Source organism: Anaerocolumna jejuensis DSM 15929 (assembly GCF_900142215.1).
Classification (GTDB): domain Bacteria; phylum Bacillota; class Clostridia; order Lachnospirales; family Lachnospiraceae; genus Anaerocolumna; species Anaerocolumna jejuensis.
Window position 1 is genome coordinate 33,756 of sequence record NZ_FRAC01000027.1, and the last position, 15,179, is coordinate 48,934.

Annotated in this window: 15 protein-coding genes; 2 read left to right on the forward strand and 13 right to left on the reverse strand. The window is 40.0% G+C overall.

The genetic code is table 11. The annotated features are described in order from the left end of the window. Positions 1-188 precede the first annotated feature (188 nt). The 7 genes from dusB to argF form a co-directional block, all read right to left on the reverse strand. Complete coding sequence (dusB, locus tag BUB77_RS22185) at positions 189-1,175, reverse strand: tRNA dihydrouridine synthase DusB (RefSeq protein ID WP_073279257.1); 987 nt, start codon at positions 1,173-1,175, stop codon at positions 189-191. A gap of 181 nt (positions 1,176-1,356) precedes the next feature. Beyond that, a complete protein-coding gene (locus tag BUB77_RS22190) occupies positions 1,357-2,127 on the reverse strand; it encodes a type III pantothenate kinase (protein ID WP_073279202.1) in 771 nt (256 codons plus the stop codon). A gap of 47 nt (positions 2,128-2,174) precedes the next feature. Next, positions 2,175-2,510: a DUF6145 family protein gene (locus BUB77_RS22195; protein WP_073279203.1), complete on the reverse strand. Its 336-nt coding sequence runs from the start codon at positions 2,508-2,510 to the stop codon at positions 2,175-2,177. 14 nt (positions 2,511-2,524) lie between these two features. Then, positions 2,525-3,211 carry a LiaF domain-containing protein gene (locus BUB77_RS22200; RefSeq protein ID WP_073279204.1) on the reverse strand — a complete coding sequence of 229 codons (687 nt, stop codon included), beginning with the start codon at positions 3,209-3,211 and terminating at the stop codon, positions 2,525-2,527. A gap of 435 nt (positions 3,212-3,646) precedes the next feature. After that, complete coding sequence (locus BUB77_RS22205; protein ID WP_073279205.1) at positions 3,647-4,519, reverse strand: biotin--[acetyl-CoA-carboxylase] ligase; 873 nt, start codon at positions 4,517-4,519, stop codon at positions 3,647-3,649. Between the two features lie 204 nt (positions 4,520-4,723). Further along, positions 4,724-5,011, reverse strand: a complete 288-nt coding sequence (locus tag BUB77_RS22210; RefSeq protein ID WP_073279206.1) for a DUF6637 family protein — start codon at positions 5,009-5,011, stop codon at positions 4,724-4,726. A 591-nt stretch (positions 5,012-5,602) separates the two neighbouring features. Beyond that, positions 5,603-6,541, reverse strand: a complete 939-nt coding sequence (argF, locus tag BUB77_RS22215) for an ornithine carbamoyltransferase (RefSeq protein WP_073279207.1) — start codon at positions 6,539-6,541, stop codon at positions 5,603-5,605. 487 nt (positions 6,542-7,028) lie between these two features. On the opposite strand from argF, the gene BUB77_RS22220 reads away from it, so the two are divergent. Then, the gene (locus BUB77_RS22220; RefSeq protein ID WP_073279208.1) at positions 7,029-7,568 is read left to right on the forward strand and encodes a hypothetical protein; all 540 of its coding nucleotides are present in this window, start codon (positions 7,029-7,031) and stop codon (positions 7,566-7,568) included. Between the two features lie 86 nt (positions 7,569-7,654). Then, a complete protein-coding gene (locus tag BUB77_RS22225) occupies positions 7,655-8,251 on the forward strand; it encodes a TetR/AcrR family transcriptional regulator (RefSeq protein WP_073279209.1) in 597 nt (198 codons plus the stop codon). A gap of 69 nt (positions 8,252-8,320) precedes the next feature. Here the strand turns inward: BUB77_RS22225 and BUB77_RS22230 are convergent, their stop codons facing one another. The 6 genes from BUB77_RS22230 to BUB77_RS22255 form a co-directional block, all read right to left on the reverse strand. Next, a complete protein-coding gene (locus tag BUB77_RS22230) occupies positions 8,321-9,511 on the reverse strand; it encodes a patatin-like phospholipase family protein (RefSeq protein WP_073279210.1) in 1,191 nt (396 codons plus the stop codon). A gap of 193 nt (positions 9,512-9,704) precedes the next feature. Further along, entirely contained in the window at positions 9,705-11,576 is a 1,872-nt protein-coding gene (locus BUB77_RS22235) for an LTA synthase family protein (RefSeq protein ID WP_073279211.1), read from the reverse strand. 127 nt (positions 11,577-11,703) lie between these two features. Beyond that, entirely contained in the window at positions 11,704-12,453 is a 750-nt protein-coding gene (locus tag BUB77_RS22240; protein WP_073279212.1) for a ThuA domain-containing protein, read from the reverse strand. A gap of 282 nt (positions 12,454-12,735) precedes the next feature. Next, positions 12,736-13,656, reverse strand: a complete 921-nt coding sequence (locus BUB77_RS22245; protein WP_073279213.1) for an SPFH domain-containing protein — start codon at positions 13,654-13,656, stop codon at positions 12,736-12,738. A gap of 1 nt (position 13,657) precedes the next feature. Next, positions 13,658-14,098, reverse strand: coding sequence for an NfeD family protein (locus tag BUB77_RS22250; RefSeq protein ID WP_073279214.1), 441 nt, complete (start codon positions 14,096-14,098; stop codon positions 13,658-13,660). 192 nt (positions 14,099-14,290) lie between these two features. Beyond that, entirely contained in the window at positions 14,291-15,076 is a 786-nt protein-coding gene (locus tag BUB77_RS22255; RefSeq protein ID WP_073279215.1) for a TrmH family RNA methyltransferase, read from the reverse strand. Positions 15,077-15,179 lie beyond the last annotated feature (103 nt).

Genomic DNA, 15,179 nt, shown 5'->3' on the forward strand with positions numbered 1-15,179 from the left:
TGAATAACCAATTCTGCCTATTCCATATTTATGCGGCAGATGTAAATGTGTGTGTTCGCGCACCGCGGACATCTGTCGCTCCAATAAATATCTTACTATTTCAATCTATAAAAATCAACCTTTTTCTATTAAATATTCATTTATTGTAAAATCTGTAGAATCTGCTTCCTTTTTTAAGTCGGTCATTGTTACTTATTTTCCATGGTTTCCACCAGATTTTGGTAAGTAAGCAGGAGTTCCTCCAACCCGGCATAGGTTTCTATCTTATTTACATTCTGTCTGAATCTGGCAGCCATGGGATATCCGTACGTGTACCACGCAACATGCTTCCGCATTTCCCGGATACCGATATATTCTCCCTTATATTGCACTGCCAGCCTTCCATGATATAGCATCATGTCAACGGCTTCCCTTATGGAAGGCTTCGGGACCGGTGTATTATTATTCATATATTCCTTGATTTGCTTGAATATCCAGGGATTTCCCTGTGCTCCTCTTGCTATCATAACAGCATCACAGCCTGTCTCCTGCTGTATTCTAAGTGCTTCTTCGGGAGAAGTCACATCACCGTTACCTATTACCGGTATGGATACGGCTTCTTTTACCTTTCTGATAATCTCCCAGTCAGCCTTGCCGCTGTAATACTGCTCCCTGGTCCTTCCGTGGACTGCTATGGCAGCGGCTCCGCTGGCCTCTGCAATCTTTGCCACCTCCACGGCATTTAAATCCGCTTCATTAAAGCCCCTTCTGATTTTAACGGTAACCGGCTTTTTTATAGCCCGTGTCAGGGCATAAACAATCTCTCCGATTAACTTAGGCTCCCTCATAAGAGCAGAGCCCTCTCCGTTATTTACTACCTTGGGGACTGGACAACCCATATTGATATCCAGAATATCAAAATTCCTGGATTCAATTTCCTTGGCGGTCTCACTTAGTATTACCGGATCTCTTCCGAATAATTGCAGAGACACCGGTCTCTCTTCTTCGTTTACACGTAGAAGCTCTTCTGTGTTCTTATTATGGTACTGTATACCCTTGGCACTGACCATTTCGGTATAAATCAAATCGGCTCCCTGTTCCTTGCAGAGTATACGAAAGGGTAAATCCGTTACCCCAGCCATTGGCCCAAGTACCAGATTCCCCCCTATCTCAACGTTCCCTATTTTAAAATTCATTTTAATATTCACACTAACTCCTTGTATTTCACTGATTCATACTAACAGCCATGCCCTCCCAACGCGCCGCAAGATTGGGCCGAGGATTTCGCAGGCTCAATCTTGTGCGTGAAAATTGCCTTTTAATTTTCACACTAACAGCCATTGCATATCACAAACTTCATATCTCCATATAATGCATTTATTTTTTATTTTTATTATAGATAAGTCTGAGCCCCTTCATAGTGAGCTGCGGGTCGTAAATATGGATAGTTTTTGTGGAATCGGCTATTATCTTACCTAAGCCTCCCGTTGCTATAACTTTAATATCTGGTATGTTAGATTCCTCTATAATTTTACTGATAATATATTCAGTCTGTCCGATATACCCATATACCAGTCCTGCCTGCATACTGGATATGGTTTCTGTCGCCAGGATGGACTCCGGCTTTCTAATCTCAATTTCAGGAAGCTTAGCTGTCTCATTCCAAAGTGCATCTGCACAGATTCGTATGCCGGGGCTGGTAATACCGGCAAGGAAAGCTCCATCCTTTGATATCAGGTCATAGGTAGTCGCCGTTCCAAAATCAATGACAATCAAAGGTCCGCCATAGAGGTCATAGGCTGCGACCGCATCCACTACACGGTCAGCACCGACTTCTTTCGGATTGGCAACATTTATCTTGATACCGGTTTTCGTTCCGATTCCAACCTCTATAGGATTTCGTTTCAGATATTTCATAATTCCATTTTTTAAGGAATGCATAATTCCCGGTACCACACTTGCTATGATGACTGCTTCCACCTCAGCGGCTGTAATTCCTCTGTAATTCAACAATTCACATATGGCAAGGCCATATTCATCCGAAGTTCTCGGTTGCTTTGTCGTTATTCGAAAGCTGCCAATTAAATCTTCTTCCTTAAAAACTCCGCAGGTTATGTTGGTATTGCCTACATCTATTACTAATAACATATTAACTCCTTTCCCGCCAGTTAATGCAATAAACTAAAGTTGTCCGATTACTCTGGCATCTCTTCTCCTAAGAAGAATACTTTATAGAATAATTCCAGAGATTCCAAGAGTTCCTCTTTGCTTCTCTGTAATTCCTTTATTTTCAGGACGCTTCCGATTTCATCAAACAGAAGGTCTCCCTCATCGCTGCTTACATTAAATAAAAGATTTCCTTCTTCATCAAATTCCAGAGTCAGTATTCCTCCCACATCCTCCGTAAAAAGAACACATAAAATCTTTAATTCCTCCTTAATGCTCTCCGGCAGACTGTTAAAATCTTCATTCAGATAATATTTCTGCTCGTAGGCACTGCTGGCACATAAAATAATATTTTCCTGATACATAATACTCCTCTTTTCTATCGGATTTCTATTCCTCCCATAATGCATGTCCCACGAATATATACCGTTGCTTTATTCTCTCTCCTGTTTGAAGTACCATTTATTTTACTCTCAACACCGCCCATAATGGGAACACAACTGACAGACACCTCCACGCCGGAAGGCAGGAAGATATCTATGCCTCCCATAAAGCAGTTAACATCAATTACAATATCCCTTGTAATGACAGCATTGCGCAAATCCAGCTCTACGCTTCCCGCAACAGCAGTAATCTCTGCTCCTGTAAATTCCTCCGTACACTGGATATTATGAGAGGAAAAGATACTGGTATAATTTTCTCTGCCCGGACTCGATTCCGCTGATTTCATATTCTCATATTCTGAGCTGCCGTTATTAGAGGTATCTGCCTGAAAGGGTTCCTCATAGTAATTCCCTCTCTGGGTACTTTCCTCATAGTAATCTTCTTTTTCTGCATATTCTCCGGAATTATTTTGGTCAGAATTATCCTCTATGGTATTATCCTTATCCTCTTCTCCATAATTTCCCCGTAAAATAAACCTAATACCAAATAGTATCAGTATAAACGAAAAAATCAGCCCTGAAAAAGCACTTTGTTTTATTATTCCCAGACTGGTGCCAAACCATATAAGCCCAAGTCCTAGAAAAAAGACACCCCACAATGTCTTTGACATATTATTCTTCATATATAAAGCCCCTTTACCTTATAAACTCCCGCATATTTAGTATCAGGGAGTTCTTCCCTATATCATATATAATAATTAAAAATAATTCAAGAAAAAACTTATATTGGAATAACCCTTGCATCTCTTTAAGATAAACACTCTTTGCATAACTTATTTTAATATACCAGGCATTCCTTGTCATTGGAATAAAACCAGGCTTTGCAGGTCTTCTAATTACAAGCCCTGCAAAGCCTGATTTCTGTTTCTACATACGTTTACTCTTTAATAGAACAAGCCAGTGCCTCGACATAAAATTTAAAAATTTATTGGACTGCCCACTAACATTAGGTAAAGCCCAGGTGCTGCTTAATAGTTATTAGCGCTGCCTCTGGTGATGGCTTTGGCATGATGCATTCTGCCGGTAGACTACCGATAAGGTCACGATTGAAATTCACATTATACATATCCTAACACACCTCTTACCGACACTTCTCCGGAAACAATAGTATGAATCTCCTTCTCCACTCCCTCAACCATAAGGGCCCCCTGCTCATTAATTCCAATAGCTCTGCCAAGGTATTCACCTTCTGTGGCCAGTACGCGGACCTGTTTTCCTTTATTAATCAGATATTTTTCGTATTCTTCCTTCAGTAATGATAAATCACCCTGACCTTCAAATTCTTCATAATATCTTTCCAGACTGCTGCAAGTTTCAGCAATCAGCAGATTGCGGTTAATATTGCACCCTTTTTCCAGTGACAGGGAAGTGGCACTTTGTCTTAACTCCTCCGGAAATTCCTTTCTATTGGCATTAATTCCAATACCAATGACTATATTTAACTCTTCATTTGAAAGTCCCATGGCTTCTGTTAATATACCGCATACCTTTTTTCCGTTAATCACAATATCGTTCGGCCATTTAATAAAAGACTCCAGCCCTGTTACCTTTCGTATCGCAGCATTAACAGCCACCGCTGCTACCAGTGTTAGCATGGGGCAGCTATTGACCGGCAGGCTGGGCTTTAGCAAAAAGGACATCCAGATTCCGCCCCTTTTAGGCGAACTCCAGTCTCTTCCCAGTCTTCCCCTTCCCGCCGTCTGCTCCTCCGTTAAAACCAGTACTCCGTGAAGAGAATCCTGTGGTACCATTTGCAAATCTATGTTATATCCTTTTGCAGTTCCTTCCTCTGTTTCTCCTTTTAAGATTCTTTTAGCCTGTGCATTGGTAGAATCAAGCTGTTCATAAAGGAATATTTTTCTTCCCATATATTTGGTTTTCAGTGCTTCTTCCAAAGCCCCTTTGTCTATCTTATCAGAATTTTCTTCCATATTTGTCACTTACTTTCTTACTTATTTATCTTCTTATTTTTTTACTTTCAATTTTTTACTTTCTTTTTTTCTTACTATTTTTTTCTTACATTCTTTTTTCTTACTTTTCAATTTTCTTACTTTCCCATATACCTATTTTCTTGCTTTCTTATTTTCTTACTTTCCTAATTATTAAACAGCTTCTTTTCTAAAGCTGCCCATATACTACAATTGCAAGAAAAGAAAAACTGCTATCAAATACACGAACGCACCAACAGCAAAAAAGCCAATGCTCGCTTTTTTATTATGGTCCCTTACCCGTTTCACTCCGTTTAATACATTAACAGTGCCTGCAAGCAGCAGAACAATTATCATAACAAGATAGTTTTTCGGATGCAGAAAATATACAATGGCAAGTAGTACTAAAAGAATTCCCATTACAACGTTTATAATATCCAGAGCTAACTTTTGTTCCTTTATTATTTTGAACCACTTTTGCATTTTAATAACCATGCCCTTTCCGGTACCTGCAGAATTTGGAACTCTTGCATAAATCTACATGTAAAAATTCATTTTCTATCGGATTTGAAATACATCCCTTACAGCTTATAAATCATTTATTTCTGTCCTATTTATTTATGTAATTATCCAGTTATCGGATAAGCTCTTACTTATTTATCATATAGAAAGGCTATCCCTCCGTCAAGTAGCAATTTTGCTGAGGTAATTTTACGATTTTATCAAAGCAGCCCCTATTCCACACCTTTAACAAAACAAGGCAATGCCGAACTACACGAAGTAATACCGAACTATATGACGCAATACGAAAGACTATGGATAGGACCGTTATCTTTTACACAAAAATAGTCTTATATCAGCATGTCCGGTATTTTAAGTGTTTATATTTAAGGCTGGCTTAATTAGCTTTATTGTTTTAATAAAAGAAACACAAAAAAAGCTCCAAAAGCTTCTTATCCACATAATTGAAATACAATGTGTTATAGAAACCCCTGGAGCATCTTGAGTTATATTGAATATTTCTTATCAATTTTTAGTATTCTTACGCTTCCTAGATATGCTTATCTTTCCGCCTTGTCTTTACCTTTATATATTGCCAAGGGTTGCCACCATAACCGCTTTTATGGTATGCATCCTGTTTTCTGCTTCATCAAATATTACATCTGCATGAGCTTCAAATACGTCCTCTGTCACTTCATAGCCTTTGACCGCCGGCAGGCAATGTAAGAACACGGTATTTTCCTTTCCTATCCTGTTCATAAGCTGTGCATTTACCTGATAGGGCTTTAACAAGCTTATTCTTTCCCCTGCTAATGCTTCTTCTCCCATGGAGCACCAAACATCCGTATACACGGCATCAGCCCCGGTGACATCATCGATATTATCTGTAATGGTAATGGTTCCTCCAGAGAGTTTATTATACTCCCTGCATTCAGCTGCCAGTGTTTCCTCCGTCCATAAGGATTTGGGGGACAATACGGTGAAATGAAGCCCCAATTTAGCACTGCCTATCATAAGGCTGTTTGCCATATTGTTGCGGCCGTCCCCTACATAAACCAGATGAAGCCCTTTTAAGGTGCCAAACTGTTCCTTTAAGGTAAGAAAATCAGCCAGTATCTGTGTGGGATGGTCAAGGTCCGTTAGGCCGTTCCATACGGGTACATCACTGTATTTTGCAAGCTTTTCTACGGTTTCCTGCTTGAAGCCGCGAAATTCTATTCCGTCGAACATTCTTCCTAATACTCTTGCCGTATCCTCAACACTCTCCTTATGCCCTAGCTGGATGTCATCCTTTCCCAGATATTCCGGATGCCCGCCTTCATCAACACAGCCTACGGTAAAGGCACATCTTGTTCTGGTAGATGGCTTTTCAAATATCAGAGCGATATTTTTTCCTTTAAGACTGGTGCCGGTTATTCCTTGTTTTTTCTTTTGCTTTAATTCCTTTGCCAGGTCTATTAAATAATCGATTTCTTCCGGTGCATAATCCTTTAAGGTCAGGAAACTGCGTCCTTTTAAATTCATACTTGTCTCTGCCAACTCCCCCGTCGGTTAAATCCAGGTGGAATATCTGTCATGCATTCTCATTACGCAGGACAGGGCAATCCTCCTTCTTCTATTTTACTGCAATCCATCGTTATGTTTATTTATACATATTACTTTATTTTTATTCATATGTCAAGGAGATTTCTCATACTGGACAATAAGCAATTAAGCGGCCTGGCTTTCTTTATTCCGTCCTCTTAATACTGTGTATCCAGTGCTAATTATTCAGTTCTATTTATTCATTTCTATTTATTCAGTTCTATTTATTCAGTACTACTAATTCAGCGCTATCCATTTAGCACTGTTCATACAAAGCAGAGGCAGTTAATGTGCGATAACACAAAAAACATGCTTGGCTTTTAACCACGCATGATAGGGTCTAATAACGCTTGACATTAAGATACAACTATACTATTATGTTTATATCGCACATCTGTGCCATTAAAAAATGCCAGGGGGAATACCTTTGATAATTACTTTAATCATAGCATGCGAAATCGGATTTTGGGTTTTCGTGCTTTCAGGACTTGTTACACGTTATATCTTTAAACATAAAAAGCTCGGAACATTCCTTTTGCTTTTGACTCCTGTTGTGGATATAGTACTGCTGATTGCTACGGTAATTGACTTGCGCAATGGCGCTGCAGCTAGTTCTTTTCACGGGCTTGCGGCCATTTATATTGGTGTTTCTATATCCTTTGGACGAAAAATGATTCATTGGGCAGATGAACAGTTTGCTTATCATTTTGCCCATGGCCCTGTACCCAGTCAGCCTCCTAAATATGGAATGGAACATGCACGGCATGAACGCAAAGGCTGGTATATTCACATGCGTGCATGGATTATTGGCAGCCTATTACTATATGGAATGGTTTTATTTGTGAATGACAGCGATAAAACGGCAAATTTAGTACAAACAATCCGCTTTTGGGAAATGATACTTTTGATAGATTTTTTCATAAGCTTCAGTTATACATTATGGCCTCGCAAGCAAAAAAACAGCTAATACCAATTTGAAATGAACTATTTTAATTTGTTCGGCTGTGTTATAATTTGAAAGCATATAAAATCAGAATGTTGGTGGTGAAATCAATGCCTAAAATCGTAGATCATGATAGTCAAAAAGAGAAAATTGCTGAAGCTGCATGGAGAGTAATACAAAATGATGGAATGGAACATGCAACAGTACGGAAAATAGCACAAGAATCAGGCTTACCTTCAAGTTCATTACGGCATTATTTCAACAGCCAGGCGCAACTGCTGGAATTTGCATTGAAAATGGTCCTGGATCGAGTTGAAAAGCGGTTTTTAAATATTGATGTGGCAGTGGATAGCCTGTCATTGGAGGAAGCGAAAAATATACTTCTTAATCTGCTTCCCTTTGATTATGAACGGGAATTGGAAATGGAAGTCTGGCTCTCCTTTTCCGTTAAATCCCTTAGTGATCCTTCACTAAAAAAGCTTAGTCATGATATCTATGGATTAATGTATCAGGCTGTTCTGACCATACTTGAATATTTAAATGCAGCTCATCGCTTAAAAGCAAATCTTAATGTTGAATTCGAGGCTCAACGCTTGCATTCACTTATCGATGGATTGTCAATTCACCGGCTGATCTACCCGGACAAAATATCTCCGGAGCAGATTGATTACATTTTAACAAAGCATCTTAAGGAGCTGGCAGAATAGCCATTCAGGAGTTCATTCAAAGATGTCAATTCAATAGTATGAAGTAACGTAAATAGCTGGTTATCTTAATTATACCAAGATAACCAGCTTAATAATTAGAGTGAGAAATAATGAAATTTCATAGCCTTTTTTCTGGCTGCGTTCGTACTGTGTCCGTATACGTTCAATGAATTCCTCTTCGGTATAGATGGCGAATTTGGATATATGCAGAGTCTTGGCTGCCAGTTCCAAAAGGCTGATATATAGCTCTTCATAGGTCCAGTCCTTTTGAAGCCTTAAGCTTGCGGCCAGGTTCTGGCAGATTCCCTCCAGGAAACGCCTTGTATAAACTTCCGGATTACCGTAATCCAGCTTATAATATTCCAGTAATGCCATCTTTACCGCTTCATTTACATGAATAAAACGGTTTATACATTCCTCCTCCGGAAGATGGATATTCAAATAATAAATTTTACCGCTTAAGGATTTCAGACAGCGCAGGCCGTCAAAATATCCCAGGTCAATGTTTCTCTTGCTCTTTTCCGCATTAAATTCCAGAATTCCGCCCAGCTGTATTCTGGGTGATATCTGGGTTATGTGGACATCCTCCGGTATTTTAACGTATTTTTGCAGGCCTATGCCAAAAATACGGACAACCAGGATATTCTTATAGCCCCGGTTTACCAGCATGTCCACTGGTACATTGTTAAACATGCCTCCGTCCAGGTACCGCTGCCCGTTCATCTTTTCATTTTTAAAGGCTGGCAGAAGGGCACTGGCTAAAAGATAATCCTTCAGACTGTCCTCCTCCAGCTCCTGAGCGGTAATTTCCAGTTCCTTCAGCTTATTGACATGAAAGGTACCGAAAACAAATTCAATGGGTGAGTTTTTTATCTTTTCTACGTCTATTTTCTCTTGAAGCAGTGTCTTTAAGGGTGAAATGTCAATTCCTTTGTCCGCCACGACCCGGCTGGTATCCTTGGTAAAGGATTTTAAATCCAGGTTTTTAATATCCTTCTTTATAAGATATTGCATCTGCTGGTCGTTGACATTCATAATATCCGAATAGGTGATATTCTTCCACAGCTCCTCTGCTGCTTCATAGTCACCCATGCACATCAAGGCACCGTTTAAGGCTCCCACGGATACGCCTGATACCCCTTTTACCTTAACGTTACATTCTAAAAGAGCCTTCCAGACACCAATCTGGTAGGCTCCTTTTGCTCCTCCGCCTTCAAGAACAATTCCATATTCCTTATCAAAGTCAAACGCTTTTTTCATACTAGCTCCCATTGCATACTGCTAAGTTTAAAAATGCGTCACATTTTTCAAACTACTCTTAAGCATATCACAAGCCTGCTTGCGATTCTGCTTAAATAGATATTTAAAAATGCGACGCATTTTTCAAATTCATACCATTCCTGCATATAAATAAATAGAGTTACGAAGTTATTCCAAGTATGGCGATTATAATTTATTTGTCTGGGGTACTGCTTGGGGCAGTATCCCTGTGTATATAATTCTTGATTAAATCCTGGTTCAGTATTTCTTCCGAGGTCTTCTTTACCGTTATGGCACGGTTATAATCCTCTTCATACTGGGAGGCATCCAAAGGAGTCTCTGTTTTAATATCCCAGGCCCTGCTGCCGTCAAACACGCCTTCTCTTGAGATTTCAAACATCACATTGTTATGGATAAAGGAACCTCTGAACAGATATGCTGTAAAAGCGGCAAAGCCGTCGGTTGCATTGCATAAATCCTGTCCAAGAATATAGGGCTGGTCAAACTTAAGGCCCATAATATTGGCAATGGTCGGAAGGAAATCTATCTGTCCGCCGGTGGTGTGAATGGTTTCTTTTACTCCACTGCCGGGAACATGAATCATAAGCGGTATACGAAGCATCTCATCATAATCATAGGTTCTTCCAAGATACTTCTCCATCATTTCCTTGTTATTGTCCATATTGAGGTTCAATGCATGATGGTCTCCATAAAGAGCAATTACCGTATTGTCATACAGTCCTTCATTCTTTAATTCCTGAATAAACTGACCGAAAGCCTCATCAAAATAATGTACTGTTTTTAAATAGGAACCGAATTTCGTACCCTCATCCTCCGGCTTTATCTTCAGGGTAACATCCTTATCTTCTATTACAAAGGGATGATGTGAGGTAAGGGTAATAATAAAGCTGAAAAACGGCTTCTTTTGTTTTTCCAGGATATCTGCTGCCTGACGGAACATGGACTTATCAGAAATACCCAGGCCAATGATGTCGCTCTGATCCAGGTCCTCCATACTGTAGAAATTCTGAAAGCCCTGTCCGGGATAAGCCGCTTCACGATTCCAGAATTCTCCCTTGTAGCCGTGTATGGCAAGAGTATCATATCCTTTATCCCTTAACAGCCAGGGAAGCCCATCGAAGGTATTGTTCTGATACAGGGTATAGCATTCCCTGTCAATTACCGGGTAAAGGCTGTTTAAGGTAGAAAACTCAGCATCTACTGTATTTCCTTTTCCAATGGTGGTGTAATAACGGTCAAAATAAACCGTATCCTGCTGAAGGAAAGCATTCAGGTTAGGTGTAATTACCTGTCCATTGTACTGGGCATTGACAACAAAATTCTGCAGGGCTTCCACCTGAATCACAATGAGGTTCTTGCCTTCCCCTATGTTCTTATATTTTGGCCCGCTGACCTGAGGAGTTACCTCTTTTACCGTATCAAGTACTTCCTTCTCCGGCACTTCCTCCGTTACCACACTTTCAGCAATGGCATTATAAATATCATTTACATGGTTTGAGAAAAACTCAACACTGTTTACTTTATCAATTGTTTTGCTTTCAAACGGATTAACGACCAGCAGAATGAATATACTTACAAAGCCTATGGCAATGTATTTAAGCTCCCTCTTATAGCTCCAGGCAGCCCGCTTACTGTTATCCTTTAAAAACTTCTTAAAATAATAATAAATTATCGGGATATCTGCAAACAACAAAAAGCTTGCCGGTATCAGGGTCGCAACAAAACTTTCGGGAACCGCGGCAACATTTTTCGCCTGCCACAATTGTTTTATGGATACCGTCTGGTTATAATAATTATAATACATGGTGTCTGCAAACATAAGGAGGCTTAACAAGCTGTAAATAATCAGGAATGTGATATTCTTCCTTTTTAACCTGCTCCTTATAAAGCTTAAGAATATAAGCCCCAGCGCTGTAACACTGACCAGAATAAAGACAATATCGGAAACATCTACATCAATCAGTTTATAATATACGACCAGTTTGAATGCAAAAAACAATAAAATCATATAGGGAGACTTAAAAATCTCCTTTAACTTTTTCACTTACATCCTCTCCTTAATAAGAACCTTACAAATCATTTACAAACATTAACTCTAATTTATAATAGCTCATTGGGTTTTTTTTATCAAGAAGGGAATTCTTAAGTTTATCTTAACGATTTCAAAATTTTTACTCTTTTTCCTTTATTTTTTCTAAAGGTTCTGAAACGTTAACCGCATATTCCGGCCTTGAATCCCCTCGTTTTACCGGTGCTACATAGTTCGCTGCATTGATAAGCACCTTCTTTATATCTTCATTATAAAAGGTAGGATATTCCTCATGTCCCGGTCTGAAATAGAATATCTTTCCTCTTCCTCTGTTAAATACACAGCCGCTTCTGCATACCTCTCCTCCTTCAAACCAGCTTATAAAAACCAGTTCATCCGGGCTTGGTATTTCGAACTGCTCTCCGTACATTTCTTCCTTGGGCAGTTCTATATATTCTCCGATTCCTTCGGTGATGGGATGACCGGGCTCCACGACCCACAGGCGTTCTTTTTCATCTGCTACTCTCCACTTTAAATTACAGGAGGTTCCCATGAGTTTACGAAAGATTTTGGAGTGGTGTCCTGAATGCAGCACAATGAGTCCCATTCCATTTAAGACTCTGCTTTGAACCTTTTCTACAATTTGGTCATCTACTTCATCATGTGCCATATGTCCCCACCAGAACAAAACATCGGTATTATTTAATACCTCATCCGTTAAACCATGCTGCGGTTCGTCCAGGGTAGCTGTTTTCACTTCATACTTATCATCGCCGTCAAAGTAATCTGCCAGAACCTTGTGTATTCCCTCCGGATATATTTTCCCTATTTTTTCTTCCGCCTTCTCATGACGGTACTCATTCCATACTGTTACACGTATTTTTTCACTCATATTAAACATCCTTTCCCTTGGCTTCATTATTTCCCAAACTCAGGTATTTTAAATCATAATTACCTTATCACCTTTAAAAATCAGCTTTTTATTTCCATATTCCTTACAGCTGCCTTTTCCTGGAATTATAGAATACAACAAAGCTCCGCCTAACTATTAACCTTACTATTCCTGACCCCTGATGTCAATGTCTAATTTAATTATAAAAGATTTTTTCCACATAGAAAATGCCCTGTTCTTATCCACTTAATATAGACAGAACAGGGCATGGTTTACAGCTTATTACTGTTTATCGCTTATTACTTCCGTGATGGATTTGGCAAGACCTGCAATTCCTTGAATCTCGGAAGGTATAATAATCTTTGTAGCTTTACCGTCAGCTGCCTTTTGGAATGCCTCCAGGCTCTTAATCTGAAGCACTGCTGTGCTGGGGCTTGAATCATTTAAGAAGCGGATACCGTCTGCATTTGCCTTCTGGACAGTAAGAGTAGCTTCTGCCTGGCCTTCTGCTTCTCTTATGGTTGCTTCCTTTACGGCTTCTGCATGAAGGATAGCTGCTGCTTTCTCTGCTTCTGCTTCCAGAATAGCAGACTGTTTCTTACCTTCTGCCACAAGAATCTGGGAAGTTTTTTCACCTTCCGCACGGAGGATGGCTTCTCTTCGTTCACGTTCTGCCTTCATCTGTTTCTCCATGGCATCCTGAATGGCTGCCGGAGGTATAATATTCTTTAATTCTACACGGTTTACCTTAATACCCCAGGGGTCAGTTGCCACATCAAGGGATACTCTCATCTTGGTATTGATAATCTCTCTGGAGGTCAGGGTCTGATCCAGCTCCAGATCACCGATAATATTACGAAGGGTGGTAGCTGTTAAGTTTTCAATAGCAATAAGAGGACGCTCCACACCATAAGCAAAAAGCTTGGGGTCGGTTATCTGAAAGAATACAACGGTATCAATTTTCATGGTTACGTTATCCTTTGTGATAACAGGCTGAGGTGCAAAGTCTACTACCTGTTCTTTTAAAAGTACTCTTTTCGCAACCTTATCAATAAAGGGCACCATAAAATGAATACCAACATTCCAGGTTGCCTGAAATCCTCCCAGTCTTTCCACTACATAAGAATGTGCCTGGGGAACGATACGTACACAAGATGCTACAACAATCAGTATAATGACTAACAGGCCAATAATTACAGGCATTTTAAACTCCCTCTCTTTCCTCTTCTACAATTAATTTTACACCGGACACTTTTTTAACGAGAACCTTTTTCCCTTCTTTGATAACAGCCGAATCTTCATAGGCTCTGGCTGTCCATTCCAGACCGTTTAACATTACAACTCCTGTTTCGTTGAAGTTATCAATTGTCTCAAGAACCTTCCCTGTGCTTCCTTCCAAGCTTTCGTAGTTGGTTTTTACTCTTTTGTTATTAAAATATTTAACCGCTATGGGCCTTGTAAAGTAAAGCAGTACAAAGGATACTATGATAAAGACCACAATCTCCAATATGATATTATCTGAAAACAAAGAGATGAAAAAGGCTACCAGAGCTCCACCGGCAAACCATATAGATGCCAGCCCCAAGGTAAATATCTCGATAAGCAGCAGGATAATAAGTGCGACCAGCCAATAAATGGAATCCACGGAACTATTCCTCCTTCCGAAGTTTTATATAATTATTTTACTTCATATTTTATAAAATGACAACCTTTGCCTTACAGATTTTAGCTTTCTAAGTGATTTTTAATCCTTCTCTAACCTGACAGCATCCTATAAATATCTGCCTGCTGCTGTTTACTGGATAAAATCAGCGGCAGGAAGCTTTCAACCTGTTTGTTACCGCCTCTTTTGGCGGTAGATTTCATACATTATCAGAGCGGCTGCAATTCCGGCATTTAAGGATTCGACCTTTCCCTCCATGGGGATTTTAATGTTACAGGTGGAAAGTGCCGCAGCTTCCTCACTTAAGCCCTTTGCTTCATTTCCGATAAGAACCGCCGACTTTTCAGGGTAGGAAAGGGAGTCGTATTCCACAGCTGCTTTTAAATGTGCGGCATAAACAGATATACCGGCCGCTTTGATCTCCTCCAGTGCCCCATAAAAATCCTTTACATAGACAAAGGGCATACGGTAAATTGCTCCCATGGTGGCGCGGATTACCTTGGGATTATAAATATCCACGGAGGACTGGCTTAGAATTATGCCGGTAACCCCGGCTCCTTCTGCCGTCCTTACAATGGTCCCAAGATTTCCAGGATCACGGAGGTCTTCCAGGAGCACCAGGTTCACTGTCTGCTTCTTTATTATTTCTGATAGATTATATCCCTTTCTTTTAACCACTGCCAGAACTCCCTGAGGAGCCAGGGTATCGCTTGCTGCCTTCATTACCTGCTCTGTTACCGTTTCACAGGCTGCTCCCTTAAAATAATCCGGGTCCTCCCCTGTTTTTTCTTCATAGAGTTCTTCCGTTACATAAGCCTTTATAAGATGTCCTCCATCCCTGGCCTCCTCGAACATCTTAATGCCTTCTGCCACAAAAGCATTTTGCTCCAGCCTTTCTTTTGGTTTGGCCTGCAGCTGAATTAAATTCTTTATCTGCGGATTTGATGTGCTGCTAATCATATTTTACTCTTTCTCCCACTTAAGGTATTTCTTCTATTTTACGTCCCTGGCTTTTCCCTTCCTATATCCGGTCACAGGAGGGAACCTTCCTTCTATTCTAACG

Excerpts from the sequence above, each read along its gene's own strand:
- BUB77_RS22225 (WP_073279209.1), top strand. The coding sequence starts at position 7,655 with ATGCCTAAAATCGTAGATCATGATAGTCAAAAAGAGAAAATTGCTGAA.
- BUB77_RS22240 (WP_073279212.1), bottom strand. The coding sequence starts at position 12,453 with ATGAGTGAAAAAATACGTGTAACAGTATGGAATGAGTACCGTCATGAG.
- BUB77_RS22230 (WP_073279210.1), bottom strand. The coding sequence starts at position 9,511 with ATGAAAAAAGCGTTTGACTTTGATAAGGAATATGGAATTGTTCTTGAA.
- BUB77_RS22200 (WP_073279204.1), bottom strand. The coding sequence starts at position 3,211 with ATGAAGAATAATATGTCAAAGACATTGTGGGGTGTCTTTTTTCTAGGA.
- BUB77_RS22210 (WP_073279206.1), bottom strand. The coding sequence starts at position 5,011 with ATGGTTATTAAAATGCAAAAGTGGTTCAAAATAATAAAGGAACAAAAG.
- BUB77_RS22245 (WP_073279213.1), bottom strand. The coding sequence starts at position 13,656 with ATGCCTGTAATTATTGGCCTGTTAGTCATTATACTGATTGTTGTAGCA.
- BUB77_RS22255 (WP_073279215.1), bottom strand. The coding sequence starts at position 15,076 with ATGATTAGCAGCACATCAAATCCGCAGATAAAGAATTTAATTCAGCTG.
- dusB (WP_073279257.1), bottom strand. The coding sequence starts at position 1,175 with ATGAATTTTAAAATAGGGAACGTTGAGATAGGGGGGAATCTGGTACTT.
- BUB77_RS22190 (WP_073279202.1), bottom strand. The coding sequence starts at position 2,127 with ATGTTATTAGTAATAGATGTAGGCAATACCAACATAACCTGCGGAGTT.
- BUB77_RS22195 (WP_073279203.1), bottom strand. The coding sequence starts at position 2,510 with ATGTATCAGGAAAATATTATTTTATGTGCCAGCAGTGCCTACGAGCAG.
- argF (WP_073279207.1), bottom strand. The coding sequence starts at position 6,541 with ATGAATTTAAAAGGACGCAGTTTCCTGACCTTAAAGGATTATGCACCG.
- BUB77_RS22205 (WP_073279205.1), bottom strand. The coding sequence starts at position 4,519 with ATGGAAGAAAATTCTGATAAGATAGACAAAGGGGCTTTGGAAGAAGCA.